The organism is Flavobacterium pectinovorum (genome assembly GCF_022802975.1).
Lineage (GTDB): Bacteria > Bacteroidota > Bacteroidia > Flavobacteriales > Flavobacteriaceae > Flavobacterium > Flavobacterium pectinovorum_B.
This window is the reverse complement of record NZ_JAFEVZ010000001.1, coordinates 419,390-445,035: the sequence shown is the minus strand read 5'-3', so window position 1 is coordinate 445,035 and position 25,646 is coordinate 419,390. Positions and strand designations below refer to the sequence as shown.

Here is a 25,646-nt window from a genome sequence, read left to right as displayed (position 1 = left end):
AATCTTTTTCTTCAGCATGACTTTCTATTTAAAAGTTATTACTGCTAATCCGGGACTACAACTATGCACATTTTCCACCTTTTCATAGAGTGCAAACTGACTTTTGTTTTTCTCTTTTCTTTTTTTCGAGCGAAACCTCATTTGATGTGCTACAAAGTAGTAATGATCTATCCGAAATTGGGAATATACGAATGTTTGTTACGTTTATATATTTTCAAAAATAACCAAAAAAGATTACAAAGCATCAAAGAATTTTTAGTTACCTCTACCCTTCTCAATAAGTAATTGCACAAGCAGTTAGTTATTTAAAGTCGGGAGACTTTAAGAGGTTTTGAATTTACAAGAACATTAAAAAAAATGTGCGAAGTCTGAGACATTCGCACAGCAATGTAGCGTTTCATTAGGAATACTTCGGAGATCGGGGGTAAGATAAAAAAAGCACAACTTAAAAGTTGTGCCCCGCAGGTATAACTATTATAAATTAAAACAGGTGTTTTTACCTATTTTATTTAACTCGTTCTTTCCTATATTTGAACAAAAACCTGCTGATTATGAAAACTATAGTCCTTAAGTATTTTATTCTTTCTCTTGTTTTGTTAAGTGCACTATATTCATACGGACAGGATGAAAAACCTGCTGCACCGAAAACGGAAACCTTAGAAAATCCGCTTAACAAAACCGCATTCCATAAGAATATAATGCAGGACCTGAACTTTATGGTTCTAGGTGATAATAATACCAAACAAGGGTTTTCATATGAATATAATGAAAAAAAAACCGAACTATCTTTAAGCGGTGCTTTAATAAGCACCAACTATATGCTTTTAACAGTTGACGGTTCTTTTTCCGTAGATGATGGTGCATTTATTTTTGACAATAAAGACGGCAGCAAAAAAGGAAGCTTAGACTTAAATTTTTTCGCCCCTCTCCCATTTGCAAATGGAAAGTATTATCCGGCGGCACAAGGCGATTATGAAAGCGAAAAAGCCAACAGGGCCCGCTATATAAATCACATAACCGAACAGGAGCTGAGAAAAAAAGCAGCAGATACTTTCAGTATCCTCGATAAGATTATTATAGACCTTAAATTCCCACAATCTACAATACAGAATAAGAAACACCGCCTATTCAGCAGGGAATATGAAAGGCAGAGTGAAAATGACAAATCAAACAAAATTTTAAGTGATGCCGGTACAGTGGCAAATGATACAGTTGCACTTTTTAAAGTACTAAAAACTTATTATAAGGGTCCGGATCCCGTAAAACCGTTTGCTGGTTACAACGATATGATCAACAAAATCAAAAAAAACATTGAGACCATTTCAACGATAAAAGGAAAAGAGGATGAGAACGGAAAAACACAGGATGCAGTAATAAATGCGCCAAAAGGGCTTGACTTAGAAAAACTCTTTAAAGATTATGATGAGGCTCTTATCAATGCTCAGAATATTGATGATACAATCAGTGATAGGCAGATCAAATTATTTAAGGACATATGGACTGTTGAGTACAACACTTATTTCGGCCTTTCCGGATTTTATGAAAGAGAAAGCCTGGATATTTACAATAATGACGTTAATATACAGAGTTTTGATGACCGTTTCAAAGATACAAAAGGTGATTTATATGGCGTTAAGGCCAGCCTTAACCATATAACCAGATGGAAATCCGGCACCTTTGTAATGTTCAGGTTACTGGGTGATTTTGGAAGGGGATCTAATTTTGAAGATTTTAAGAAAAAGGATTTCATCTATAACACTAATCCTGAAATTATAGGTGGAGGAACTATGGTTGAGGAAAAGAAAAAAACAGGTTATTATACAGAAAATGGAGTAGCCTACACTTATGGATTTCTTCAGAAATATACCACCGAGCTATATGTTTCCTCAAAAGTTGCCGGAATCTACGGTAAATTTGGATACAGCCAAAATGAAGCACTTGCAAAAAAAGAAACACTACCTTTTGAAACAGGTATAATGATAAATGTCAACTCAGACAAGAAAAATGTGGTAAGTATACTTCTTTTTGTGGCAAGGGAAGATTTAAATGTACATCCTGACCTGGATACAAACTTTGGTTTTAAGATCGGGCTTCCGATCAATGTCAGAAAATCAGATAAGGACAAAGAAGAAGACAAAAGCTGAAAGCATTAGTAAGAATCAATTTTTTTTATCAGTTTTTCTAAAACGGCCTTTACTATTAACTTGTCTCTTTCTTCTGCATGATAAGCTTTGCTTCGGACAGCATCAAAAGACAATTGCTTTTTTAGTGGAGTCGAGATATAGGGTATAATCTGCTTGAATACCTGGATCATCGAGCGGGTATTATACGTTTTGTGTGTTTCTCTTTTTAACTGCATTTCTTCGATATACTTTTGCTCATTAAAAGGAGTGAGCCATTTTGCCGTGTTGTGTTCATCCACACCAAAATGTTCTAAATATATATCATAGTCTTTTAGATAAAAATCAGGACGGTACATGGTCTGTCCATGGGGATACGGTTTTTCATACTCATACTCAATTCCGTTCAGGTATAAAAAATTGGCTATCATGAGTTCTTCCACACTTTTTACCCTTTCACCCTGAATGGTGTCCAGAACAGCTTTTGACACCATATTCAAAGGTTCGCATTTGGATTTTAATGTTTGAAAATCAATTCCTTTCTCTGTATCTAATTTTTCACCCAATGAATCGTAATTGTCGTACTCCTCCGGAATATTCATATAGCAAGCCACATATTGAATGTAGGATTGTAATGCTTCCGCATTATTATAAATGTCCGTTTTTAAATAGGCTTTTATTACTCCGCTTAAAGTGTTTTCATTAGTAACAGCAGGAATCTCTGAAAGATGTTTTTTGATTATACCATAGCCCAATTTATGAAACGTAGTTGCTTCTGCACCCAGTTCCATCTTCTTTAGCCTTTCGTTTAATTCATCGACCGTTTTTTTAGTAAATGATAAAAGCAAAATGTCTTCAGGTTTTACTTTTTTCTGCTCTATTAAATATTTTACTTTACCCAGAATCGTTAAGGTTTTCCCCGAACCTGCACCAGCAATAATCAAGTTTGAATATTCATCTGTTATTAGAGCCGATCGTTGTTGGTCGTCTAATTTTTTGCCTTCAATGTTATCGAAATATTGGTTTAGTTTTTCTTTTTGAGACAGAACGTAGTTTTTATTGTAGTTAATTATGTAATTGTCAAAGTTTTGGAAAACATCATTGAATTTTTTAACACTTTCTTCTTTCTTGTAAAAATAAGTTTTGTTTTTAAAGTATTGTCCAACAGCAGAAAACCTTGTTTTTATCTCGTCTCGTTGAACCCAAGTAACATAGTCGTCAAAATTTTGTGTTGTCTCGAAAAACAAAATAATCTGTTGTAAATTAGACAGGTAAGCAGTGTCCTGATATTTTTTCTTTTCTATTAGTTGTCGGTAAACCAATAGAGCACTAATTATTACGACAGAAATGATACTAATAGTCAATATCATATTTAGCTTGTGTTTTGGGTTTTATTACGACTTATTATAGCCTTCCTTGCCTTACCTAACATGTCACAGCTATTTCTTGTTGCGAAAATCAGAATGAATGTTCTCTGCCTAACGAAAACGAAGTTAAAGAATTAGACGTTCACCTTAACCAAAGCAAGCAATAAAAATAGACACTATAAGCGAGTGCCTCATTTATTTCATATTGTTTTATATCTTCTCAAAAATAACTATAAAAGACTAAATCACAATCAAGTATATTTACCTGTTTTAAAAACAGGGTTTGTTTTATGTAACTATGACCAGAGCAAAAGCAGCTATTTATTTTATTGCAGACTGTTAGCTAGGAGCGGTTGTGGGCACGATTGTGAGTGCGGTTTCAAAAGCCCACACGAAAGGATTCGTGCGGGAGCGGGGCTAAATTAAGTCCATTCTTCGATTTGCCAAATCATCCCAAATACAAAACCAACTTTCCATTAAGACTATTGCCCAAATCCGTTGTAGCTGTTAGTGGTAGTTTTTTATCTTTTCAAATAATTCAAAAATATATTTCTTTAAAAATTCGGTATTAAAAGCTTTGCGATATATTTCGTTATTCTCTTTTTGGTGTTCTACAGCAATTCCATTAATTTTTGAATAATAACTTTCTTTTTGATAAAATATTTTTCCATCCTCAAATTGAAATACATTAGTACGCCAAGTATCTTCAGAATTTTTACTTTTCTCCTGGACTACAATAAGATGAAAAGTTTTATCGTCCTCTAGATAATATATTGTCCTTAATTTGCTATTGCTATTTTTAAAGTAGCTTTCTGCTTCAATACCACCAAATTTTTCATTGTAATTGAATTTTATATCAATACTGTCAAGTGTAATTGTTCGCAAAGTTGTTGACATATAGTTTTGGCTAAATAGTAGTACACTTTTAAAACACAAAATAAATAATATTAGATTTTTCATAATTTGCCTTTTAAGCAGTTAGTTCTTAAAATTACCACTAACTTGTATATATGCGAAACAAAATATTCGCCTATCCACCCCAATTAAGGTAGATTGACGCAATTTCATTTCGTTTTATATTTTCTCAAAAATAACCAAAAAAGATTACAAACGATCAAAGAATAATTGGTTGCCTCTTCCCTATTCAATAAAACCAAATTATACAAAACAGTTATTTAAAGTCGGGAGACTTTAAGAGGTTTTGAATTTATAAGAACATTAAAAAATTGTGCAAAGTCGAAGACATTTGCACAGCGTTTCATCAGGAACACTTCGGGGAACTGGGGGTAGCTTTTCACAGGAACACCTCGGAGAGCGGGGGTTGTTACATATAAACATTTCAACCTCCAAAGTTGCGTGAATATATGGATGATATTTCTTATTTACACTGTCAATAATTACTAAATTCATAGTTTGTTTAATTAAGTTATTTTCTAAAATTCTAACTAACGTTTTTTTTATGTTCTGAAAAACATTGATTTTTTACAATTTAATTTTTAATATTCATCTAATTTTTTACTTTATTACATTAGCTGAAGAAAATAATTACCGCTAACGTCAGTCTGTGAAAAAACTAAAATTAACATCTTGAGAATCTCCTATTTGAGATTTTTCTCCGGTAGCTTTCCGAATACTTTATGAATTTGAATAGGTTTTTTCACAGCCTGACGTTCTGGTATTATAACGGGCTTGGGACTAAATTAATCCCATTCTTCGGATTTGCCAAATCATTCAAATATAAAACCATCTTTTCATTAAGCCTATTGCCCAAATCCATTGTAGCATCTATGTTACAAGATGGTTGCATTGAAGTTATAAGTTTCATATAACACTTTTGTTTTTGGCTTTTTGGTTTCTATCAATTCTCCACATTTGTTGTAAATTTTTAGTGACCCAAATTCATCGTTAAATTTAAATTCTACCTCATGAATTTGGTTATTTGTTATAACGATTCTTCGAAACTTTTTAATGAAAAATTGGTCATGGTCTTGTTTTGATTTCATGGTACATTCTACCAATACTTTTCCGTTCTCATCGATAATTTTATCTACTCGCTGATGTTTTTCAAAGCTTGTTTTCCTAAAAAAGAAATAACGACTTTTAACTGAATGTTCCGAAACTAACTCAATCTGTTTGTTTCCGCAGTTTTCGTTTTGTGCAGCTACTGATAAAGAAGTAAGAAGCAGTAAATATAAAATGATTTTCTTCATAAAGTGTAGTTGTCTTCGGCTTTCTTGTAACTTGTATATGAGGGAAACAAATTCGCATTTCAATCAATTTTATAACAGATTGGCGCAATTTCATTTCGTTTTATATCTTCTCAAAAATAAACCAACAAAAATGATAAACCACAAAAAGAATATTTGCCCTTCTCTACCCTCAGCAAAGCTAAATTAAACAAATAGTTAATTAAAGTCGGAGACTTTTGAGAACTTAGCTTTTACAAGAACATTAAAAAAATGTGCAAAGTCGAAGACATTTGCAGAGCGTTTCATTAAGAACACTTCGGGGAGCTGGCTTTGCTAATTTTCTTCATGATACTTTCTATCAATATGTTCTCCCAAAAAGTCACATTGAAAGAATAGTCTATCTTGCCATTTTTGTACTTTATACTTTTGAATCCTATTTTCTATAAAGCTTCGCAAATGTTTAATTTGAAGTTGTAAAAAATCTTTCCTTTGAGATTCCTGATTTGAAATAAAGAGCTTAAGGATTTGAAATTTAGTTCCGTTGTGTTCTATTACTGTAACCTTATTTTCATAAATTTGATTTACATGGTCAGATAAATTTGGCATAAAACCAAATCTGTCAAGGTAATAATGTAAATATTTTTTCCTGAATAAATCATCATTGTTAAATGCTCCTGTTTTTACCTCACATATAATTCCTGTCATAAGATTTGGATTGAGTTCTCCCATTAATGCTTCATCCCAATCATTATTTTGACCTCCAATTTCTTCAAAAACATATGGTAATCTTATTCCAAGTAAATCTATGTCGGATGAATGCTCAATATCTTCGGTTCTGTGTACAACGAAGTTCTCAATTAGAAAAAAGCCATTCAATCTTAAAAACCAATACGCATTTGTTTCTCCGTAATTCATATTATTTAAGTTATATGTGTTAAGCTTACCGCTAACTTATTTATCTGCGCTACAAAGTAGCGCCAATCTACCCAAAATTGGGTGTATATACGAATTTTTGTTCCGTTTATATACTTTCAAAAATAACCGAAAAAGATTACAAAGTGTCAAAGAATATCTAGTTACCTCTACCCTTATCAATAAAGTAATTCCATAAGCAGTTAGTTATTTAAAGTCAGGAGACTTTAAGAGGTTTTGAATTTATAAGAAAATTAAAAAAATTGTACAAAGTCGAAGACGTTTGCACAGCGTTTCATTAAGAACACTTTGGGGAGCTGGGGAGCGGGTCTTATTTACTGTGATTTTTTTCAAGCTTACTGCTAACTTGCATATATGTCTCACAATATCCGACTTACCCTCCTTGAATTGGGCGGCTACGTCTGAAAAATACATATAATATTTGTTACGAATGTATAAATAAATATTTACAAATAATTAACAGCGATTTTGTTCTTTTATCTTTTAACTTTATAAGTTTTGTTGATTTTTATGTTTCACGAGCGAGACGTTCACGCCAGCTGAGAATCTACGATTTGGTTAAACCGAGTTGCAAACGGTATCTTCTTCCTATCAATCTAAGTAGGCACTCGTTGAAACCTTGAATCCGCATGTCTCAAAATTAGCTTTTATTTTTTGACATTTATATTAATTTTCTTGTTTTAAGAGTGGAATTTCCAGGCTATTAAAGAATTAAAAACGACATCTTTTCTTAACTCACCTAAAATACTTGATATTGGACAATATTTATCCTGAACATATTAATGCTTTTTTGTAAAATCATAATAAATATTTGTTGTGTAATCCTATCTGCTTTTAAGTCTTAAAACACAGATTTCCATAAATTTTCAGTTTGTTTTGTCTGGCATTTCGTATCCATTTGGCAGGGATAGTTATAAATCTAAATATGAATTTCTTTATCCTAAAACTTGCACTCAAATACTTGAATCTTATAGAAAACACTTGAATTATATAGCCATATAAATTTCTACAAATTGCTGTAAATAAAAGAAAAACAGTATTTTGTTCTAATTTTGAAAAAGGAATATTGTTCCATCCAAAATCATTTTTCAAAACATCAAACTCTTTCTCAATTGCTCCTCTTTGATTATAAAAGTGAACTACTTCATCTTTAGTCTTTTCAAAATCATTGGTAAGAATCGCTGAGTAATTACATGACTCATTAGTAAACAAATCTATCTGTTTATCAGTTCTTTCTATTTTTGTAACAATAAGTCTATATGTTTTTAATTTATCCTGTTTTTTGTGTCTTTTCGCTGTATTAATAAATGGTATGAATTCAATCTCACCTCTGTATGCAGTTTCGGTACCTAATTCAACAGCAGTCCAGTTATCAATACTTATAATTTCTCTAGCCAAAGTATCATTCATACGTGCTCTTATGTATAATTTTTCTACATTTTTACTAACAATATCTATAATATCCATATGATAGGAAGCTCCATCAGCTCTAAAAGCATGTACTTTAATGTTTTGTTCTTTCAGCAAAGCAAACATTCTTGCCAAAGTATCATCTTGAAGTGTCTTGGCATCGCTATTACCGTTCCTATTCTCAATAAACACGACATTTTTCCCGATGAATCCTACTCCAGGACAATAACCACTTCTGTTTTTATAACTCCATCGGCTATCTGCTTTATTATTAAACAAAAGGGTATTGTCATAATCCAAAGTAAATTTTTCATTTAGATCAAATTTTAGTTGTTTTAAAATTTCAAGATTGAGTCTGTTAAGTGGATTGTTAAAACTGAATTCATGAGTACTATTACCTCTGGGAGTAGAAAAAATTTCTTTAGGCAAAGAAAGTTTCTTAAAGCGTTCTAATACCCTGTCAGGACTAGGAATATTTATAAAAGGATTTTGCTTTAAGTGGTCATTAAAGTTACCCGATAAATCTTCGATACAATCTCCTCCGCAGAAAAAAACACTCCAAAAGGAATACAAAATATCTTTCCACTTGTATTTAGATTGAGGCGATAAGCAAGGTAGGTTTTCGTTAAGAAGATTCGCTAGATTAAGAGTCTCAAACTCTTTTAAAACAAAATTTAAGCCTCCAAAAGGACTTATTTCTGAAGATTTTAGTACTTTCATAATGGTATTTGTTACATCACCAATTTAGGTGAAAATACTATAAATGCAAAGTGTTTATAATCATATATTTGCGTTTTTTTTATATATAAACATGCGGATTCAAGGTGAAAACGAGCACCGGCTGGGATACTTTTTTCAAACTAGCGTCAATCGGGATCTTTAGGGTTGGTAATAATTTTAAAAACCCTTAAATCATTTACTGTTTAATATTGTAAAACCCTAGTAGATTTTCTTTATTTACAATTAATTTATTTTTGTGTAATGCTTGCTCCCTATCCTTAAACAATCTCTCTAACTCCAATATAATATCCTCACTTTTCCCATAGTGTAGTTTAGAATGACAGGTTGGACATAATACTATTAAATTACACATCTGGTCCAAACTGATTAGTTTATCTCCTAGTACAAACATATCATTCTCCTGCGCATGCATTGGTATCAAATGGTGTACCTCAGCGTAATCCCCATCATATCTTCTAGATGCAAAGGTTCTATGCTCAATTCCTTTCAACTTAGCCATCTCGCAAACATAACCACTTTTTTTAAGTGCGTTGTTTCTCAATTTTAAATCTGCTTTATAGCGCTTTATAACAGCCAATCGCGTTTCTTCTGATTTGTTAATTAATGTTGCGACATCGTTATCTGGATCTTCATAAAGACCATTTTCTTGTTCGGAATTATATTCAATTTCATCAACAATTGATTCGTAGGTAAATCCATTGATGTATTCCAATAAATCTTCTGAAAGATACAAGCGTTTGTCTTCTAAAATTCTAGGAGACCCCGATTGTATATAAGTTTTTGATTGCAATGAGTTTTTCAAAGTATAAAAACCATTACTCTCTAAGAATGAAAACAAGTAAGTTTTAGCATCATGAACGCGAGTCGCAATAGTGCCTAAGTCATTTTCATAAAAGACCTCTAGCACCTTTACTTTATCAGTAAATGTAAAGGTTCTACTATCCTTTATAAGCTCTATGAGTTTATCAAAGTCATTTATTCGATCATAATATTGAACATATGAAATTACCTCAATATGATCCAAATATAAAATAGACTTCTCTTTTAGCAGATTAATTAACAATTCAAAGAAATTGGTTTCCGAATTGTCGAAATATTTATATTTACTCGAAAGAAGTAAATTTAAAAAGCAATTTGGGTCAATTACATTATTTTCAAGGTGATTCACATACTCTTCAAAATACTCATTAAACATTAGCTCACCATTTTCATTTAAATAAACAAAACCGTAAAATTTTAATGATATAAACTTTCTGTCCAGGGCATTAAAGTGTTTATTATCCGGATACTGCTCCTGCAACAAATTTTTGATCTTAGTTTGTTTTATTTTTTTTCCAACAAACTGCTTCAGCCCATAATAGTAACTAATCAATAAATCTTTGTTAAAGGTAAAATCTCTTGGGATTATCATAACCTTTTCTTTTTAAGAGTTTTAAATACATTTTTCATTAACAATGGAGGCACAGACTCACCAATTACATGACGTATAAACCTATCGTTCGCCCATTCTGGTATATTCCAATCAGGAGGTAAAGATGAAACTATTAATGTCTCAAGAATTGTTAGCACTCTAGCATCTGAGTATGTACCATCAGATTTTAAACGTCCCGGATGTACGTTATTGTGTGAGCTTATCTCTCCAGATTTTGTTGTTCTAGCATGGCATGGGCTATCCCACGACAATCTTTTATAAGTATTATGAAAACCTTTGACTTTTTCGCCATCAATTTTTGTAGGATAAAAGACTTCGTTGCGCATCGCACTTTTACCTGTCGGCGTATGCTTCATAGCTAAAACATCTCTTTCTGCATGCGCTTTAGCAAAGTGCCATTGTATAGGAGATTTTTCACCAGCTTCTAAAGATGGTAAATGCCCAATAGAGTCATGTAGTGTAATCTGTTTCTCAATTTTTGGAGATGGCCATAAATAATTAATCTTATACATTTTAATAAAGCATCTTGGCCTACTTTGAGGTACTCCATAATCTTGAGCATTTATATCAATAATATCAATCGTGTATTTTCCACTATATTTTTTGGTGATCAAATCACTAATTTTCAACAATTCCCCCTCAAATGGAAAATACATTTTTAGAAAATTAGAAACGTTTTCTATCAAAACAACATCAAAATCGAAATTGTCTATAAAGTGAAACACGTCAAATATTAGAAAATTTCTATCATCATTTAAAAACTGTTCTTGATTTTTATTTTTACCAACACTACTAACGCCTTGGCAAGGTGGTGTTGCAATTAAAAGCTTAACATCATTGGTTATAAATTTAGAAATTTGTTTCTTCGTTTCTTCTTTACTAATATCACCGATAACTATTTCACTATCAGGATATAGATGTTTGTATAGTTGTGCTCGTTTTTCAATCAACTCCGCACCTACTACTACATCTATTCCTATATCTTTTAGATAAGTTTCACCAACTCCTGCACTTGAAAAAAGAGATATTGCTTTCATTAAATTTGTTCTAATATTTTACGTACAAGCAGTGGAGGAACAGACTCTCCAATGACTTGTCTTACCAATACCTCTGTAGCCCATTCTGGTATATTCCAATCTTCAGGCAAAGAAGACAGAATCATTAATTCTAGAATCGAAAGTACTCTAGCATCTGAATAAGTATTATCATTTCTCAACCTACCGGGATGAACTTTTGAGTTTGATGAAATTGCATCACTCCTAATTGTAATCGTAGGTGCTGGCTTATCCCAATGCATCCTTGCATAAGCATCATGATAACCATTTATTTTTTTCCCAATTTTATTTTTAGGAAAATGTATTTTGTTTTTAAAAGCGCTTTGTCCTGTACTTGCATGCTTCATCCACAAAATATGTTCAGGAGTATGTTTTCTACCAAAATGCCATTTATATTCTGAAATTTCACCCGATTCAATTGATGGTAAATGACCAATAGCATCTTGAACAGTAATTATTTTGTCTGATTTCGCTGGCCAATCCCATTTCAAATCTTTCTTATATATTTTAATAAATGTTCTTTTTCTGCTTTGCGGAATACCATAATCCATTGAATTAAGAATATCAAAGTCTACATTATATTCCTCACCATACTTTTCTTTAAGCAAATCAATAATATTGTATAAATTACCTTTATACGGATAGTTCATTTTCAAAAATCGTGGCACATTTTCAATAAGTATATATTTGGGCTTAATTCGATCAATGGCATCAAAGACCTTGAAAATTAGAAAATTCCTTGCATCTTCTTTCATTTGTTCATGGTTCTTATTTTTACCACTCAGACTGAATCCTTGGCAAGGTGGGGTAGCTAATAATAAATCCACTTTGTTTTCGATTGACTTTTCTATAAAATCATTGAAATTATTTTCGTTACAGATATCACCATAAATCATATGCGAATCAGGGTAAAGATGCTTGTGAAAGTCAGCTCTTTTTATTTCCAACTCATTAGCAACTACGCAATCAAATCCAATTTCTTTTAAATATGTTTCTCCAACACCAGCACTTGAAAACATTATAGAGTACTTCATATTGTTGTTCTTTATATAACTAAGTTCAACAAAATCGCTTCACTTCTTCTATGAATATATTTGTAAAACCGTTTATCTATCTTAATTTAATGGTTGTGTTAATAGTTAAAAATCAAAGCGATTATTATCGTCTTTCGTCGCCCGCCTTTGAAAAAATAGCACAAATTTAGTAAATATATCCCAGCATTACTCTAATATAAATATTACTTATATGATATTTTACTTGGAATATCCATAAAAAAACATAAAGATTTGGCAAACTGGAGGTTCAATGCTCCGCGCGCATTTATGGTAAAAATCGTCTCCTTCGACAATTCGCAATAACAGTAAACTGTACAGCAATAACACTGTTAACAAATCGTTACCTGACTACTTTGAGAATTTTTATAAAGCCTTTTTTTTAGACCATACAGCTTTTTCTGAAAAATTTTATATAAAAAAAGATGCTTATGCATCTTTTTTATATACTTAAACTCTTTTTAATTCTTTCAGAAATGAAAACAGCTTTTTTATCCTTTAGATTGTCGTTCTTTTTCAAGTAGATCAAATTGAATCTTTAATGTCTTTTTTAGAAAATTATAGTAATCGATTTTTTCCTGTGTTAATTTAACTTCTAAATTAAATGAATCCTCAACAATGGATATTAACGATGGTAAACTTTTTAAAACAAATAACGAATTAAAGTCTATTCTTAAATAGCGGCTTATTGTGTAGATTTTGTCCCATCCACTAACGCTTTCAGCACGTTCTACTCTACCTATCATTGTAGAGCTATAGTCAATTTTGATTCCAAGTGAATGTTGGGATAAATTTTGTTTTAATCTAGCTAATCGAAGCATACATCCAATTTGCAAATTAATTAAGTTTAACTCTATTTCACTAGCTATTTCCATTTAGTAAAATTTGAGAAAAAAGATTAATTTATTCGATACAAATTTGTATCAAATAAATTGTTTTGTTATATTTGACAGATATTTTACATACAAAAAATGTAATTTTGCGATTCTTCAATAAAATATTTGAAGCATTCGCTTTGAATCTCGTTTCAGAAAACTGGTAATTTTTAAAACGTACGAGATGATAAGTATGATGCTCACGTCCTTGGCGTGGGCTCACTTATTCGTACGTTTGGTATACCAGTACCTCTGAATCGTTTAAGCTGAGTTCCATGCCTTTTTTTATGCTTATTACTCAGCTTAGCATTCTTAGCAATAACTTCATATTTATTTTTAAAGTTTCGCAGCCAGAACTAACTTATAACTTTTGCTGCCTATGAGAGAATAGTACTTGATGCGGTTTACTATCCGCAAAAAAAATGGCCCTCTACTTCGTCGCCAAACTAGCGTAGAGGACCTTAGCTAACAAAACCAACGTTTCACTAACCAACCCAATATTATGAATAATTTTTCATTCTACAAGGGTGGAAAGGCTCTTTGCTGCCTGTTTTTAATGGGCTTCTTATTGTCTTTTTCATCTGTTTCTGCTAAAATTCCTTTTCGGAAAACCTCTACATTTTTTCAACAACATCACATTCTGGGTATTATTACTGATGGCAATACCCCGCTGCCCGGTGTTACTATTGCTGTAAAAGGCAAAACACATACTACTGCTATATCTGATTATAGCGGGCAGTATTCTATTTCGGCTTCTGCCCAGGATACTTTGGTGGTTTCTTTTATCGGGTTTAAAACGGCTCTTGTTCCTATAAAAGGACGTACCAAAATCGATGTGCCATTGCTTTATGATACCACTAACCTACAAGAAGTTCGGGTAAATGCCGGCTATTATTCGGTTAAGGAAAGCGAACGTACCGGAAGCATTGCCCGGATTACAGCAAAGGACATCGAAACCCAGCCTGTGACTAATGTACTCGCTACCATGCAGGGGCGTATGGCGGGAGTAAGTATTACCCAGACTACGGGAGTGCCCGGAGGCGGATTTGATATTAAGATACGAGGACAAAACAGCCTGCGTACCGATGCTAATGCGCCACTTTATATTATAGACGGGGTTCCGTATGCTTCTGACCCTATTGGGTACAACCAAACGGCTACTACGTATCCGAGTGTTACGAGTCCGCTGAACAGTATTAACCCCGATGCCATTGAGAGTATCGAAGTCCTTAAAGATGCGGATGCTACTGCTATTTATGGTTCCAGAGGCGCTAATGGTGTGGTGCTGATTACCACCAAAAAAGGCAAAGCGGGCCAAACGACTTTTACTGTTAATGCCTCTACCGGAGCAGGCAGGGTGACAAAATTTATGGACCTGATGCACACCGAACAGTATCTTGCCATGCGGAGACAGGCTTTTGTGAATGACGGACTCACGAGTTACGGCGCCACCGATTACGACATCAACGGCACCTGGGACCAAAACCGCTATACCGACTGGCAAAAAGAACTTTTGGGCGGTACTACGCTGCTTCAGGATTTTCAGGGGACTGTATCCGGCGGATCCCAACGGACGCAGTTTTTGCTGAGCGGAAACTACCATCAGGAAACAACGGTTTTTCCCGGGGATTTTCTTTATAAAAAGGGCGGTGCGCAGGTCAATATCAACCATCGTTCTGAAGATGATCGGTTTCGTATTGCCTTTTCCGGCGGGTATACTGCACAGGACAACAACCTGCCTGCTTTTGACCTGACGTATGATGCCCGAGCCCTTGCGCCCAATGCCCCTGCTTTGTATGATGCCAATGGTGAGCTGAACTGGGAAGACGGAACGTGGGACAATCCGCTGCGGAACCTCAATGCGCAGTTTCTGTCTAAAACCAAAGACCTTGTTGCCAACACGGTGCTGTCTTATGTGTTACTGCCCCTACTGACCCTGAAGAGCAGTTTTGGGTATACGGACCTGAATACGGTGGAAACCCGTACTTCGCCATCGACGATTTACAACCCTGCCTACGGTATCACTAGTGACCGATCGACGATTTATGTGAACCATACCTATCGCTCTTCGTGGATTGCGGAACCTCAGCTGAACTGGAAAAAAGAAACGGGCCGGGGTGCTCTGGATGTGCTTTTAGGCGCTACTTTTCAGCATCAGACTACTGAAAAACTGTATGAATCGGGAAGCGGTTTCAGCTCCAACAGCCTGATCTATAATTTGGCGGCTGCCAAATTCCCCAAGGTTTTGCTGGATGAGAGTACCCAATATCAATATCAGGCTTTTTTTGGGAGAATCAATTATGCGTACGCCAGTCGTTATATCCTGAACCTGACAGCCCGACGTGATGGTTCAAGCCGTTTTGGCCCGAGCAATCAGTTTGCCACTTTTGGTGCTGTTGGCGCTGCGTGGCTTTTTCATAAAGAAGGGATTTTTGCTGCGCTGCCGTGGCTGAGTTTTGGTAAAATACGTTCCAGTTTGGGTACGACCGGTAATGACCAGATTGGCGATTATATGTTTCTTAATACCTATACTACTGCCAGTGCCAATTACAGCAATACTGTCGGGATGCAGCCTACGCGCCTGTTTAATGCCAATTTTGGATGGGAGACCAACAAAAAAACCGAGGCTGCACTGGAACTTGGCTTTTTTCAGGACCGGATTTTTGCCACGGCGGCGTGGTACAGCAACCGCTCCTCTAATCAGCTGGTTGGTGTTCCGCTGCCGGGTACTACGGGTTTTAGCGTACTGCAGTCGAATCTTGACGCCACGGTAGAGAATACCGGCTGGGAGCTTAGCCTGCGGACTGTCAACTGTAACACTGCCCATTTTAACTGGACGACCAGCCTGAACCTGACGTTTGCCCGCAACCGCCTAGTTGAATTTCCAGGACTGGCGAATTCTGCCTACAGTCAAAAATACCGGATCGGACAGCCGTTGAATATCCTGCTGCTCTATACTTTTAAAGGCGTTAACGACCAGACGGGCGTGTATGAATTTGAAGATTTGAATCAGGACGGAAGGATCACGGCACCGGAAGACCAGCAAACCATAGCCGACCTGAACCCAAAGTATTACGGCGGGCTGCACAATGAGCTTCGGTACAAGAACTGGAAACTGGATTTTCTTTTTCAGTTTGTCAAACAGGATAATATCCTTTACCCAATGGGCTTTGCTGGCCAGATGTCTAACCAGCCCCTTACAGCAGGAAACAGCTGGGTTAGTGCGGGCGATCCCGCTTCTTACCAGCGGTATACAACGGGTGTAAACAGCAGTGTGGTGCAGGGCGATAATTTGTTTAATAAAAGTACGGCCAGTATCACGGATGCCTCGTTTATCCGACTGAAAAATATTGCGCTCTCGTACGATGTGCCGCTACAGCTTACCCATACCCGATGTACTGTTTTGCTGCAAAGCCAGAACCTGCTGACTTTTACCCGTTATAAAGGCGGTGATCCTGAGTTTACGTTTACCGGATACCTGCCCCCGCTTAAAGTGCTTACTGCCGGAGTACAATTCACTTTTTAATCTGAACAATATGAAAGCTATTTATACGATTACGTCCCCTATCGCCCGTTTCCTGATGGCCTGTTTCGCCTTTGTTTCCTGTGACTCGTTTGTTGAAGTTCCCCTGCCGGATTCGCAGCTGACCGAGGAAACCGTTTTTGGGGAGTACGCCACTGCGAATGCCGCCCTGACGGATATATACGCCAAGATCAGGGACAGAGGCATCCTTACGGGAGTCAACACCGGACTCTCGAACCAACTTGGGCATTACAGCGATGAGCTGACGCCTTACGGCAGTCCGTCTAATGCGAGTTATACCTTTAATAACAATGCCCTGCTGCCCACTAATGCTGCTGTTGCGACGTACTGGAATACCACCTACAATCATATCTATGCTGCCAATTCTATTCTGGAAGCTGTGGATGGAAACGAAAATTTTACCGATGAAAACAAAAGACAATTGCGTGGCGAGTCGTTGTTTATCCGTGCGCTGCTTCATTTTTATCTTGTTAATCTGTACGGTGATGTGCCTTATATTACCACTACAGATTACCGGATCAACAGCAAAGCAACCCGCATGCCTTTGGGTGAGGTGTATGAAAGAATCCTAACAGACCTGGAAAACGCCATTGCCCTGCTGCAGCCCCAATACAGTGCTGCCGACAGAAGCATCCCTAACCAATATGCTGCCAAAGCCCTGCTGGCCCGAGTGTATCTGTACAAGCAGTCGTATGCCGAGGCTGCCAACGCTGCTTCTGCCCTGATCAACGAAAGCGGCTTGTTTGTGCTGACCCCTAAACTGAACGAGGTTTTCCTGATTGGTTCTAAAGAAACCATCTGGCAATTGCAGTCGCCCACAGCAGGACAAAACACGAAGGAAGGCGCCTTATTTATTTTTACTGCCGGACCTCCTTCGCTTGTTGCCTTACATCCTAATCTGGTCAACTCTTTTGCCACTGCAGACGGACGTCGGGTCAACTGGATTAAAATGGTTACCAAAGGGACTTCCAACTGGTATCATGCTTATAAATACAAGGAACGCACCTTTACCACCACCTCTGTTGAATATGCCGTGGTATTTCGTCTTGCGGAACAATATCTGATCCGGGCTGAAGCAAGGGCCAGACAGGGCGACCTGATTGGTGCCAAAGAAGACCTGAATGCTGTGCGCAAACGTGCCGGACTTGGTGATACGGATGCTGTAACACCCGAAGAGCTCGTAACAGCCGTTCTTCAGGAAAGAAGATGGGAGCTGTTTACCGAGCATGGCCATCGTTTTTTTGACCTTAAACGCTCTAGCCTGCTGGATGCGACACTGACGCCCCTGAAACCCGGATGGAATACCACCGATGCGCTGTTTCCTATTCCGCTTAATGAACTGAATGCTAATCCTTTTTTGGGCATCCAAAATCCAGGTTATGAACACTAATCTTAATTCCTCAACCCGTATGAATTTTAAATTTTTACCCCAAATCGCCGTTTTATTTTTTATTTTGCCATTAGTAACCTGTCCCTTATGGGGACAGGGGGCAAAAAAGCACTTAACTCCTGACGATTATCACTTGTGGGGAGAACTTCGTTCTGATCAGCTATCGCGTGATTCCAAATGGATCAGTTATCGGATTCAGTATCAAAATGGCTCCGATAGTCTGTTTGTAAAAAATACCACTACCGCCGTTACTTATAGCTTCGCCAGCTGTGAGCGGTCTGATTTTACGGAATCGAATCACTTTATCACCCAAAAAGAAAATCAACTGACTATTATGGACCTCAACACCGGAAACAAGGAACTTATTCCTGATGTTTTAGCTTATGCCTATTCGAAAAAAGCCGACCGCCTACTGCTCCTGCAGCCAGATGGATCCGACAGCCATGTCTTGCGCAGCAGGCGCCCGTCTGAAAGCCGATTTGAGGAAATCAAGGGAGTGAAACGTTTTTCGGTAAGTCCTGACGGTGCTGCCGCGGTTTTTTCGGTGGTTGCCAACAACCAACAGGCAATCGGACTGCTGCACCTGACCCGCAGTACCCAAATTGAATGGATTACGGGAGAAAGCGATTTTGATTTTGACGGGTTTGTCTGGCAAAAAGACGGCAAATCTGTTGCTTTTCTGGGACAGGGACGCAATTTGAACGAAAACATGCTCCATTATTATATTTTAAAGACCAAAAAATTGTATCGCCTTGATGCAGCTGCCCAGCCTCAATTTCCCAAGGACCGTGCAATCGTTTTAGGTTCTACTTATAAAATTACTATAGCGGACGACCTGCAGAGTGTGTTTGTATCCCTTAAAAAGAAAAACAATCCCGGCGATGCCCAACCAAAAGATGCTGTAGAAATCTGGCATACCAAAGACAAATGGATTTATTCGCAGGAACAGAAAGAGGGTAGATTTGAACGTCAGTCAAAAGTTGCTGTGTGGTTTCCTATTGCAAATACTTTTATGCCTGTTACCAGCAATGAGCTGCCCAAACTTATGCTTACCGGAGATTACCGTTATGCCATCCTGTCGAACCCGAAAGCCTATGAACCGCAATTTGAATATTACGGCAACAGGGATTATTATCTTTTGAACCTTAAGACCGGCCAACAGGAATTGTTTTTAAAAAATCATGCTGCTTCTGCCTACCAGATGATTGTTTCTCCCGGTGGAAAATACATCGCTTATTTTAGCGCCAACCACTGGTGGGTGTATTCGATCAGGGAAAAACGACATACCAATATCACTGCCGCTACAAAGGCCTGTTTTTACGGAAAAGTATTCAAGCTGGTCACTACCTCTGCCTATGGCAATCCGGGCTGGACTGTCGATGACAAGGAAATTGTGCTTTATGACCACTATGACCTGTGGGCCATCAAGCCTGACGGAAGTTCGTACAGAAGAATAACCAAAGGTCGTGAAGCCGGGATTCGTTACCGAATAGCTGATGCTTCGCCTGCCTACAAAACCTCCCTGTATTATGATGGGTTCAGACGTGATGTCCTTGATCTGGAAAAAGAAGTTTTGCTGCGGGCTGAGGGTGATGATGGGAAGACCGGCTATTTTATACGGAATAAACAATCCGAATTGCAAGCTATTGTTTACGGGGATTATTTTATTGACCAGCTGTTCTGCAACGAGAAAAAGGACACTTTTTTCTACAGGCAGCAAAAGTTTGATTTGCCTCCGGCCCTGCTGTCCAAAACGGTATCATCGGCTCCAAAACTGATTTTTCAGAGCAATCCACATCATTTTGATTTTGATTGGGGAAGATCTGAACTGGTACACTACCAAAACTCAGAAAAAGAAAACCTAAAAGGGGTTTTATTGTATCCGGCTCAATGGAGTGCCAGAAAAAAATATCCGATGGTAGTACATATTTATGAATATCTGTCGAATGAACTTCATCTGTATCGTAATCCCTCTCTTTTTTCGGAAGAAGGTTTTAATGCTGCGAACCTTACACAACAGGGGTATTTTGTGTTCCTGCCGGACATTCTACACAAGGAAGGAAATCCCGGTATCTCTGCAACCGACTGTGTAGTGTCGGGTACTAAAAAAGTGATTGAAACCGGTCTGGTCAACCCCAACAAAATAGGACTGATCGGGCATTCGTTCGGGGGCTATGAAACCGCTTTTATCATTACGCAGACCAACCTGTTTGCCGCTGCTATTGCCGGAGCAGCCGTAACGGATCTGAACAGTTTTTTTCTGACCATAGGATGGGACACCGGAAAGCCTGATTTGTGGCGGATGAACAAGGAGCAGTGGAGAATAGGGAAAAGTCCTTTTGAAGACCCTCTGGCCTATGCACGTAATTCGCCTGTATGTAATGCGGAGCACATCACAACCCCTCTGCTGTTATGGACAGGCAAAAAAGACCAGCATGTAGACTGGCATCAGAGTATAGAATACTATATAGCACTCCGGCGGCTTGGCAAAAACAATGTTACCTTGTTTTATACTGACGAAGGGCACAGTCTGCTTAATCCCGAAAATCAAAAGGATTTTACACAGCGTGTCGGGCAATGGTTTGGCTGTTACCTGAAAAATGAAACCCTGCCCTCCTGGATTGAAAAAGGAACAGAGTAATTACAGTGTCTCTTAAAAAAATAATGCAGTTCCGGTATTCGGAACTGCATTACAATTTTGAAAAAAGGATTGGAGAAATTAAGGACGAAACAAAATTTCGGTACAGTTTTCCTGATCGTTTTTACCAAAGGCCTGTGCCCCGCTGTCTCCATTGACGCGACAAACCTGTGCCGGAATGGTGCTACATTCTACTTCAATATTACATGCGCCCTGAGAATTAAGCGTATACCCTATTGCTTGCTCAACCACTGAAGCACTTTGCATGGATGTTGTTGCAAATGCTCCCGCAACTGCCAGTGCTACCACAGCAAAAGGCGTTACTTTTTTTAAAAATAAAGTTTTCATACTATTCTGTATTACGTTACACTTTGACCTACTTTTTTCTACAGGTGTTCGGTCTTTTTCCTGATACCGGCCAGTATATTTTTCGGCATTAAAATTTTTTACTTTCTAATTGCCCGTTATTTCTTTCTTTAAAACCGTACGCAGCTCATACACCACCAGTTCATTGTCCATCAGTGCATATAGATGCGAAGCGGTTACATACAACGCCCTCAACTTTTTATCTCCCACTTTGTAGATTGCAAAACTCAGCAGATAGCGATGCTTTTTGAGATCGTAAACGTCCATGATATATGCATTTTTCCAAAGCTGTTCTTCTTCAAATTGTCCCTGAATATTGGAATGGACAAATAACAGATTTTCGCATAATGCGGCATGTGCATTGACTGTGAGGGGCGGTGCTGCCATTTTTCGGGACGTATTTTTATTGAGATACGCTATTTTTATTTTTGCCTGTGTGATGGTATCTATTGTGTGTCCCCGATATTTTAGGGTAAGTTCTTTATCGGCTACTATAAATTCATTTCGATAGTAATACACATATACCATACGCTGTTTTTTGGGGTCGAAAACCAGTATACCGTCCGTATCAAAAATACCATCGATCTGCTGTTTTAAAAGTGAAGGATTGTAGCTGCTTTCAGGATGCCGGTTTTCCTTGTAAACCCCGAAAACATGTGATCCCTTTTTGCTGTTGTTTGATCTGAATAGTATACTCGTGGTGTCTATGGGTTCTGCTAATGTAAAATAAGGAACTCCTTTGAGCTGGCTGTTGACTTTCCAATTCTTTGTACTGCCTGTAAATACCGCCGGAACACTGCCGTCCATCAGATAAAAGATGGAATCCCTGACTGCTATCCTGACGCTTTTAAAAGGGATGTTTTTGGGTTCAAAAGCAATTTCTATGATTTGCCGGGTTTTTAAACCGGGACCTATAGCAATCATATGGAGTGGTGCGGTGTAGTTGCCCAGATAAAGTTTGTTCCGGGTATAACCTGCTATATAGTAGGAATTAAATTTTAAATCTATGCTGTTTATCAAGGTTATGGGATGCTGTGGATAACGTCTGATAAACGGGTTCTTATACTGCATGATATTTTCTGAAAACAGAAATAACGCAATGATTGCAAGAGTACCTGAAACGGCGGAAAATGGTATGGTCAGAACAGGTGAAATGCTTGCTTTTTTTCTATTCTTTTTAGCCTGCCATACGATTGCCAAAGCTGCCAACAGGACGAATACGCTATTAAAAACGAGATGGACGTTCCATGTCATTTTTTCTAATATTCCTCCACAGGAACAGGGAACAAAGGAACTGTAATGTAGGATGATGAAAATGTAAACGCTGAACATGGTCATTAGTGTGAAGGCTCCCAGAAGTCCTACACTTCTAAACTTTGGCAGCATGAGCGCCAGTGCAATGAGCAGTTCGGTACCCGGAACGAGCCATGCCACCCCAACTGCAAAGGCACTTAGCAAAGGCGACTGCCCCAACTGTACCTGAAAGTTTTCGAAATCCAATAGTTTGCTTACTGCCGCGTAGACAAACAACAGGACATACAGATAACAAATTATTTCTACAATTACACTTTTAAGACTTCCTTTTGACTCCATACCCTTGTCTGTTTGCTTTTTATACACTATTTGTTTCTAACTCTAAACAAATTTAGATGGGTCGTTTTTAAAAAGTGTTGTGAAAAACAGGACAAAAGTTGTGAAAAACGTGCCTTTTAAGGTTTTGAAAAAGGTTCAGGGGTTTTTATTAAAATTTTATCCTTAAAGAGTAGACAAGTACACGAGAAATCATTTTATTGATAAATAGTAGCAGAAAAATTTCGAGAATCGAAAAAACATTTTATCTTTGCACCCGCATTCAGAGCATGATTGCGGTATATTGGAGAAATGGCAGAGCGGTCGAATGCGGCAGTCTTGAAAACTGTTGACTGTAACAGGTCCGGGGGTTCGAATCCCTCTTTCTCCGCACAACTAAAACCCTAATAACTGTTTATCAGATTATTAGGGTTTTTTTTTTAACCTTGGTCAATGCTAAATACACAATCTATTTTTTCGTTTAAGTCCAAAGTTCTAATCCAAATTATTTATATTTATACACTCTATCTTTTGTAAAAATGAAAAATATAGAATTCCCAATACCACATAATGAAACAGAACGTTTAGCCGCATTAAAACGCTATAACATTCTTGACACTTTGCCGGATCATGTTTTTAATGATGCAACAAAATTAGTGTCTTATATATGTGGCGTACCAATTGCTCATATCTCATTTATAGACGAAAGCAGACAGTGGTTTAAATCCGAAATAGGGATTGGCGTATCCGAAGTTCCGCGAGAAATTAGCTTTTGCCAATATACCATTATGGAGACCAAAATGGTTGAAATCCCGGACACCCTATTAAACGATCGGTTTAAAGAAGACCCTAATGTTACAGGTGGATTTAAAGTACGGTTTTATGCAGGTATTCCGCTAACAACACCCGATGGTTACAACATAGGAACAATATGTGCAATAGACCATGTTTCTAAAGAACTCAATGAGAATCAACGAAATGCTTTATCAATTATTGCAAAGCATGTGATAAATCAGCTGGAATTATCAACAAAAAACATTGAACTTAATGCGCAGAAAAAAATTGCAGAACGTGCAGTATTAGTAAAAGATAGTTTTTTGGCCAACATGAGTCATGAAATCAGAACACCCCTGAACGCAATAATTGGCTTCACTGATCTTCTTGCCCAGACAAAATTAGACAACATACAAAGAGATTATATTGACAGTGTTCAAATTGCCGGAGAGAATCTGCTTTTAATCATTAATGACATCCTTGACCTTTCTAAAATTGAATCCGGTAATTTAACTATTGATGAACATCCTTTCAATTTAAAAAAGACCCTTAAACATGTTTATAATTTACTAAAGGTCAAAGTTCATAAGGATGTTGAATTTAATCTCTTTCTGGATGCCGAATTGCCCGAAAATGTAATTGGCGATCAGGGAAGACTAAATCAAATACTGGTTAACCTTGCCGGTAATGCCCTTAAATTTACCGAAGATGGTGAAGTAACAATATCTGTAAAAAAGGTTAGCGAAACTACCGATAATTACTCCCTTAGATTTTCAGTCAAAGATACCGGAATAGGCATACAAGAAGACAAACTCAAAACTATATTTGAGCGATTTACTCAGGCAGAAGAAAGTACTACCAGAAAATTTGGCGGCACAGGACTTGGTCTCAACATTGTAAAACAGCTAGTCGAACTTCAAAACGCTGAAATCCATGTAAAAAGCAAACAGGGACGTGGTTCAGAATTTTTCTTTGTACTTACTTATAAAAAAACAGATCACATTGAAATTCCGACTGAAACATTTTTCGAAGAAGGACTGGGCAAACTTAAAATTCTTCTTTGTGAAGACAATGTTTTAAATCAGAAACTTGCAAAAAGTGTTATCCATAATTTTGGCTTCGAATTAGACATTGCCGAAAATGGCGAAGAAGGAATAGCGTTATTATCAAAAAACACTTATGATTTAGTGTTAATGGATCTTCAGATGCCTGTTAAAGACGGATACCAAACTACAGAATATATTAGGAATGAAATGAATTTAACCATTCCGATTGTAGCCATGACTGCACATTCGCTTGTAGGCGAACAAGAACGCTGTTACAGTGTAGGAATGGATGCTTATGTACCTAAACCTTTTAAGCAGGCAATGCTTCTGGAGACTATAAAAACAGTTGTAAACAAAGATGTCAAACTTCCTCCTAAGAGAAAAATTGATTTGTCCTTTTTAGAAGAGATGTCTTGTGGCGATGTAAACTTCAAGAAGGATATGATTGATTTATTTATACAAAAAATTCCAAATGAAATAAACCAGCTTGAAGCTGCATTTAATAGTAATGATATGGATGTCGTAAAAAAACTGGCTCATAATATGAGATCCAGTTTTGATATTTTCATGCTGGAAGATTTTTCTAATTACTTGTCTATTATTGAACAAGAAGCCAATATTGGACATTTTACCGCTGAAAGCGCCGATAAAATGAATATTTTACATTGTGGAATCATTGAAGTAGTTAAAAACCTAAAGGAACTATGATAAAAGAGAAATATACTATAGCTTTATATTTTATAAATTAATTTTGCTTCAAAACAAATATTTAAACCATGAAAATAGTTTTAGCTGAAGATAATGAAATCCTACGCAAATCATTGTCTTTTTTCTTAACTTCTAAAGGATTTATCGTTGACCAGTTTTCTGATGGTCAGGAGGCCCTTGAGGCTATTGAAAAAAATAGTTACGACCTGATTTTGACAGATATTAATATGCCCGGCAGAAGCGGAATGGAAATTACCCAATATGTAAGACAAAATATTGACTCTCCTATTCCGATAATTATATTTACTTCCTCTGGTGTAGAACAAACCGAACTTGATTCTTTTGACATAGGCGCAAACGAATTTATTGCCAAGCCTATAAGTCCGGCTGTGCTTTTAGTGAGAATTAATAAATTACTTAATATACGTTTGTAATAA

At 36.8% G+C, this 25,646-nt stretch carries 18 protein-coding genes, 1 tRNA gene and 1 pseudogene; 8 read left to right on the top strand and 12 right to left on the bottom strand.

The genetic code is table 11. From position 1 onward, the window contains the following. The first annotated feature begins 551 nt into the window (after positions 1 to 551). Positions 552 to 2,144 carry a hypothetical protein gene (locus tag FLV_RS01840; RefSeq protein WP_243230336.1) on the top strand — a complete coding sequence of 531 codons (1,593 nt, stop codon included), beginning with the start codon at positions 552 to 554 and terminating at the stop codon, positions 2,142 to 2,144. Positions 2,145 to 2,149: 5 nt separating this feature from the next. Here the strand turns inward: FLV_RS01840 and FLV_RS01835 are convergent, their stop codons facing one another. From FLV_RS01835 to FLV_RS01795, 9 genes are all read right to left on the bottom strand, one after another. Next, the gene (locus FLV_RS01835; protein WP_243230334.1) at positions 2,150 to 3,490 is read right to left on the bottom strand and encodes a UvrD-helicase domain-containing protein; all 1,341 of its coding nucleotides are present in this window, start codon (positions 3,488 to 3,490) and stop codon (positions 2,150 to 2,152) included. 504 nt (positions 3,491 to 3,994) lie between these two features. Continuing rightward, entirely contained in the window at positions 3,995 to 4,447 is a 453-nt protein-coding gene (locus FLV_RS01830) for a hypothetical protein (RefSeq protein ID WP_243230333.1), read from the bottom strand. An 830-nt stretch (positions 4,448 to 5,277) separates the two neighbouring features. Then, positions 5,278 to 5,697, bottom strand: coding sequence for a hypothetical protein (locus tag FLV_RS01825; RefSeq protein ID WP_243230332.1), 420 nt, complete (start codon positions 5,695 to 5,697; stop codon positions 5,278 to 5,280). Between the two features lie 312 nt (positions 5,698 to 6,009). Beyond that, positions 6,010 to 6,591, bottom strand: a complete 582-nt coding sequence (locus FLV_RS01820) for a hypothetical protein (protein WP_243230331.1) — start codon at positions 6,589 to 6,591, stop codon at positions 6,010 to 6,012. Between the two features lie 852 nt (positions 6,592 to 7,443). Then, the gene (locus FLV_RS01815) at positions 7,444 to 8,739 is read right to left on the bottom strand and encodes an IS1380 family transposase (protein ID WP_243230330.1); all 1,296 of its coding nucleotides are present in this window, start codon (positions 8,737 to 8,739) and stop codon (positions 7,444 to 7,446) included. A 196-nt stretch (positions 8,740 to 8,935) separates the two neighbouring features. Then, positions 8,936 to 10,171, bottom strand: a complete 1,236-nt coding sequence (locus tag FLV_RS01810) for a hypothetical protein (RefSeq protein WP_243230329.1) — start codon at positions 10,169 to 10,171, stop codon at positions 8,936 to 8,938. After that, entirely contained in the window at positions 10,168 to 11,229 is a 1,062-nt protein-coding gene (locus FLV_RS01805) for a DNA cytosine methyltransferase (RefSeq protein WP_243230328.1), read from the bottom strand. The genes FLV_RS01810 and FLV_RS01805 overlap by 4 nt, the downstream gene beginning before the upstream one ends. Next, the gene (locus FLV_RS01800; protein ID WP_243230327.1) at positions 11,229 to 12,281 is read right to left on the bottom strand and encodes a DNA cytosine methyltransferase; all 1,053 of its coding nucleotides are present in this window, start codon (positions 12,279 to 12,281) and stop codon (positions 11,229 to 11,231) included. The genes FLV_RS01805 and FLV_RS01800 overlap by 1 nt, the downstream gene beginning before the upstream one ends. Positions 12,282 to 12,790: 509 nt before the next feature. Continuing rightward, complete coding sequence (locus tag FLV_RS01795; protein WP_243230326.1) at positions 12,791 to 13,174, bottom strand: helix-turn-helix domain-containing protein; 384 nt, start codon at positions 13,172 to 13,174, stop codon at positions 12,791 to 12,793. 502 nt (positions 13,175 to 13,676) lie between these two features. Between FLV_RS01795 and FLV_RS01790 the strand changes: the two genes are divergently transcribed. From FLV_RS01790 to FLV_RS01780, 3 genes are read left to right on the top strand one after another with little or no spacing between them, the layout of a single operon-like run. Continuing rightward, positions 13,677 to 16,700 (top strand): SusC/RagA family TonB-linked outer membrane protein, encoded by a 3,024-nt coding sequence (locus FLV_RS01790; RefSeq protein ID WP_243230325.1) that lies wholly within the window; start codon positions 13,677 to 13,679, stop codon positions 16,698 to 16,700. Between the two features lie 10 nt (positions 16,701 to 16,710). Continuing rightward, positions 16,711 to 18,108: a RagB/SusD family nutrient uptake outer membrane protein gene (locus FLV_RS01785; RefSeq protein WP_243230324.1), complete on the top strand. Its 1,398-nt coding sequence runs from the start codon at positions 16,711 to 16,713 to the stop codon at positions 18,106 to 18,108. Continuing rightward, positions 18,098 to 20,749 carry a S9 family peptidase gene (locus tag FLV_RS01780; protein ID WP_243230323.1) on the top strand — a complete coding sequence of 884 codons (2,652 nt, stop codon included), beginning with the start codon at positions 18,098 to 18,100 and terminating at the stop codon, positions 20,747 to 20,749. Before FLV_RS01785 ends, FLV_RS01780 begins: the two co-directional genes overlap by 11 nt. Before the next feature lie 78 nt (positions 20,750 to 20,827). On the opposite strand, the gene FLV_RS01775 is transcribed toward FLV_RS01780, so the two are convergent. Together FLV_RS01775 and FLV_RS01770 are read right to left on the bottom strand one after the other, a co-directional pair. After that, complete coding sequence (locus FLV_RS01775) at positions 20,828 to 21,094, bottom strand: DUF6520 family protein (protein ID WP_243230322.1); 267 nt, start codon at positions 21,092 to 21,094, stop codon at positions 20,828 to 20,830. A 105-nt stretch (positions 21,095 to 21,199) separates the two neighbouring features. After that, positions 21,200 to 22,183 carry a hypothetical protein gene (locus FLV_RS01770; protein WP_243230530.1) on the bottom strand — a complete coding sequence of 328 codons (984 nt, stop codon included), beginning with the start codon at positions 22,181 to 22,183 and terminating at the stop codon, positions 21,200 to 21,202. Positions 22,184 to 22,211: 28 nt separating this feature from the next. On the opposite strand from FLV_RS01770, the gene FLV_RS01765 reads away from it, so the two are divergent. Then, complete coding sequence (locus tag FLV_RS01765) at positions 22,212 to 22,412, top strand: hypothetical protein (protein ID WP_243230529.1); 201 nt, start codon at positions 22,212 to 22,214, stop codon at positions 22,410 to 22,412. Here FLV_RS01765 and FLV_RS01760 read toward each other — a convergent pair. Further along, positions 22,364 to 22,705 (bottom strand): annotated as a pseudogene (locus tag FLV_RS01760) (MauE/DoxX family redox-associated membrane protein); the annotation flags it as partial. The gene FLV_RS01765 and the pseudogene FLV_RS01760 overlap by 49 nt on opposite strands. A gap of 282 nt (positions 22,706 to 22,987) precedes the next feature. On the opposite strand from FLV_RS01760, the gene FLV_RS01755 reads away from it, so the two are divergent. From FLV_RS01755 to FLV_RS01745, 3 genes are all read left to right on the top strand, one after another. Beyond that, positions 22,988 to 23,072 (top strand) — tRNA-Ser (locus tag FLV_RS01755). Positions 23,073 to 23,220: 148 nt separating this feature from the next. Continuing rightward, positions 23,221 to 25,209, top strand: a complete 1,989-nt coding sequence (locus FLV_RS01750; protein ID WP_243230321.1) for an ATP-binding protein — start codon at positions 23,221 to 23,223, stop codon at positions 25,207 to 25,209. 68 nt (positions 25,210 to 25,277) lie between these two features. Further along, positions 25,278 to 25,643, top strand: coding sequence for a response regulator transcription factor (locus FLV_RS01745; protein WP_243230320.1), 366 nt, complete (start codon positions 25,278 to 25,280; stop codon positions 25,641 to 25,643). The last annotated feature ends 3 nt before the right edge of the window (positions 25,644 to 25,646 follow it).

Excerpts from the sequence above, each read along its gene's own strand:
- FLV_RS01840 (WP_243230336.1), top strand. The coding sequence starts at position 552 with ATGAAAACTATAGTCCTTAAGTATTTTATTCTTTCTCTTGTTTTGTTA.
- FLV_RS01835 (WP_243230334.1), bottom strand. The coding sequence starts at position 3,490 with ATGATATTGACTATTAGTATCATTTCTGTCGTAATAATTAGTGCTCTA.
- FLV_RS01830 (WP_243230333.1), bottom strand. The coding sequence starts at position 4,447 with ATGAAAAATCTAATATTATTTATTTTGTGTTTTAAAAGTGTACTACTA.
- FLV_RS01825 (WP_243230332.1), bottom strand. The coding sequence starts at position 5,697 with ATGAAGAAAATCATTTTATATTTACTGCTTCTTACTTCTTTATCAGTA.
- FLV_RS01820 (WP_243230331.1), bottom strand. The coding sequence starts at position 6,591 with ATGAATTACGGAGAAACAAATGCGTATTGGTTTTTAAGATTGAATGGC.
- FLV_RS01815 (WP_243230330.1), bottom strand. The coding sequence starts at position 8,739 with ATGAAAGTACTAAAATCTTCAGAAATAAGTCCTTTTGGAGGCTTAAAT.
- FLV_RS01810 (WP_243230329.1), bottom strand. The coding sequence starts at position 10,171 with ATGATAATCCCAAGAGATTTTACCTTTAACAAAGATTTATTGATTAGT.
- FLV_RS01805 (WP_243230328.1), bottom strand. The coding sequence starts at position 11,229 with ATGAAAGCAATATCTCTTTTTTCAAGTGCAGGAGTTGGTGAAACTTAT.
- FLV_RS01800 (WP_243230327.1), bottom strand. The coding sequence starts at position 12,281 with ATGAAGTACTCTATAATGTTTTCAAGTGCTGGTGTTGGAGAAACATAT.
- FLV_RS01795 (WP_243230326.1), bottom strand. The coding sequence starts at position 13,174 with ATGGAAATAGCTAGTGAAATAGAGTTAAACTTAATTAATTTGCAAATT.
- FLV_RS01790 (WP_243230325.1), top strand. The coding sequence starts at position 13,677 with ATGAATAATTTTTCATTCTACAAGGGTGGAAAGGCTCTTTGCTGCCTG.
- FLV_RS01785 (WP_243230324.1), top strand. The coding sequence starts at position 16,711 with ATGAAAGCTATTTATACGATTACGTCCCCTATCGCCCGTTTCCTGATG.
- FLV_RS01780 (WP_243230323.1), top strand. The coding sequence starts at position 18,098 with ATGAACACTAATCTTAATTCCTCAACCCGTATGAATTTTAAATTTTTA.
- FLV_RS01775 (WP_243230322.1), bottom strand. The coding sequence starts at position 21,094 with ATGAAAACTTTATTTTTAAAAAAAGTAACGCCTTTTGCTGTGGTAGCA.
- FLV_RS01770 (WP_243230530.1), bottom strand. The coding sequence starts at position 22,183 with ATGCAGTATAAGAACCCGTTTATCAGACGTTATCCACAGCATCCCATA.
- FLV_RS01765 (WP_243230529.1), top strand. The coding sequence starts at position 22,212 with ATGATTGCAAGAGTACCTGAAACGGCGGAAAATGGTATGGTCAGAACA.
- FLV_RS01750 (WP_243230321.1), top strand. The coding sequence starts at position 23,221 with ATGAAAAATATAGAATTCCCAATACCACATAATGAAACAGAACGTTTA.
- FLV_RS01745 (WP_243230320.1), top strand. The coding sequence starts at position 25,278 with ATGAAAATAGTTTTAGCTGAAGATAATGAAATCCTACGCAAATCATTG.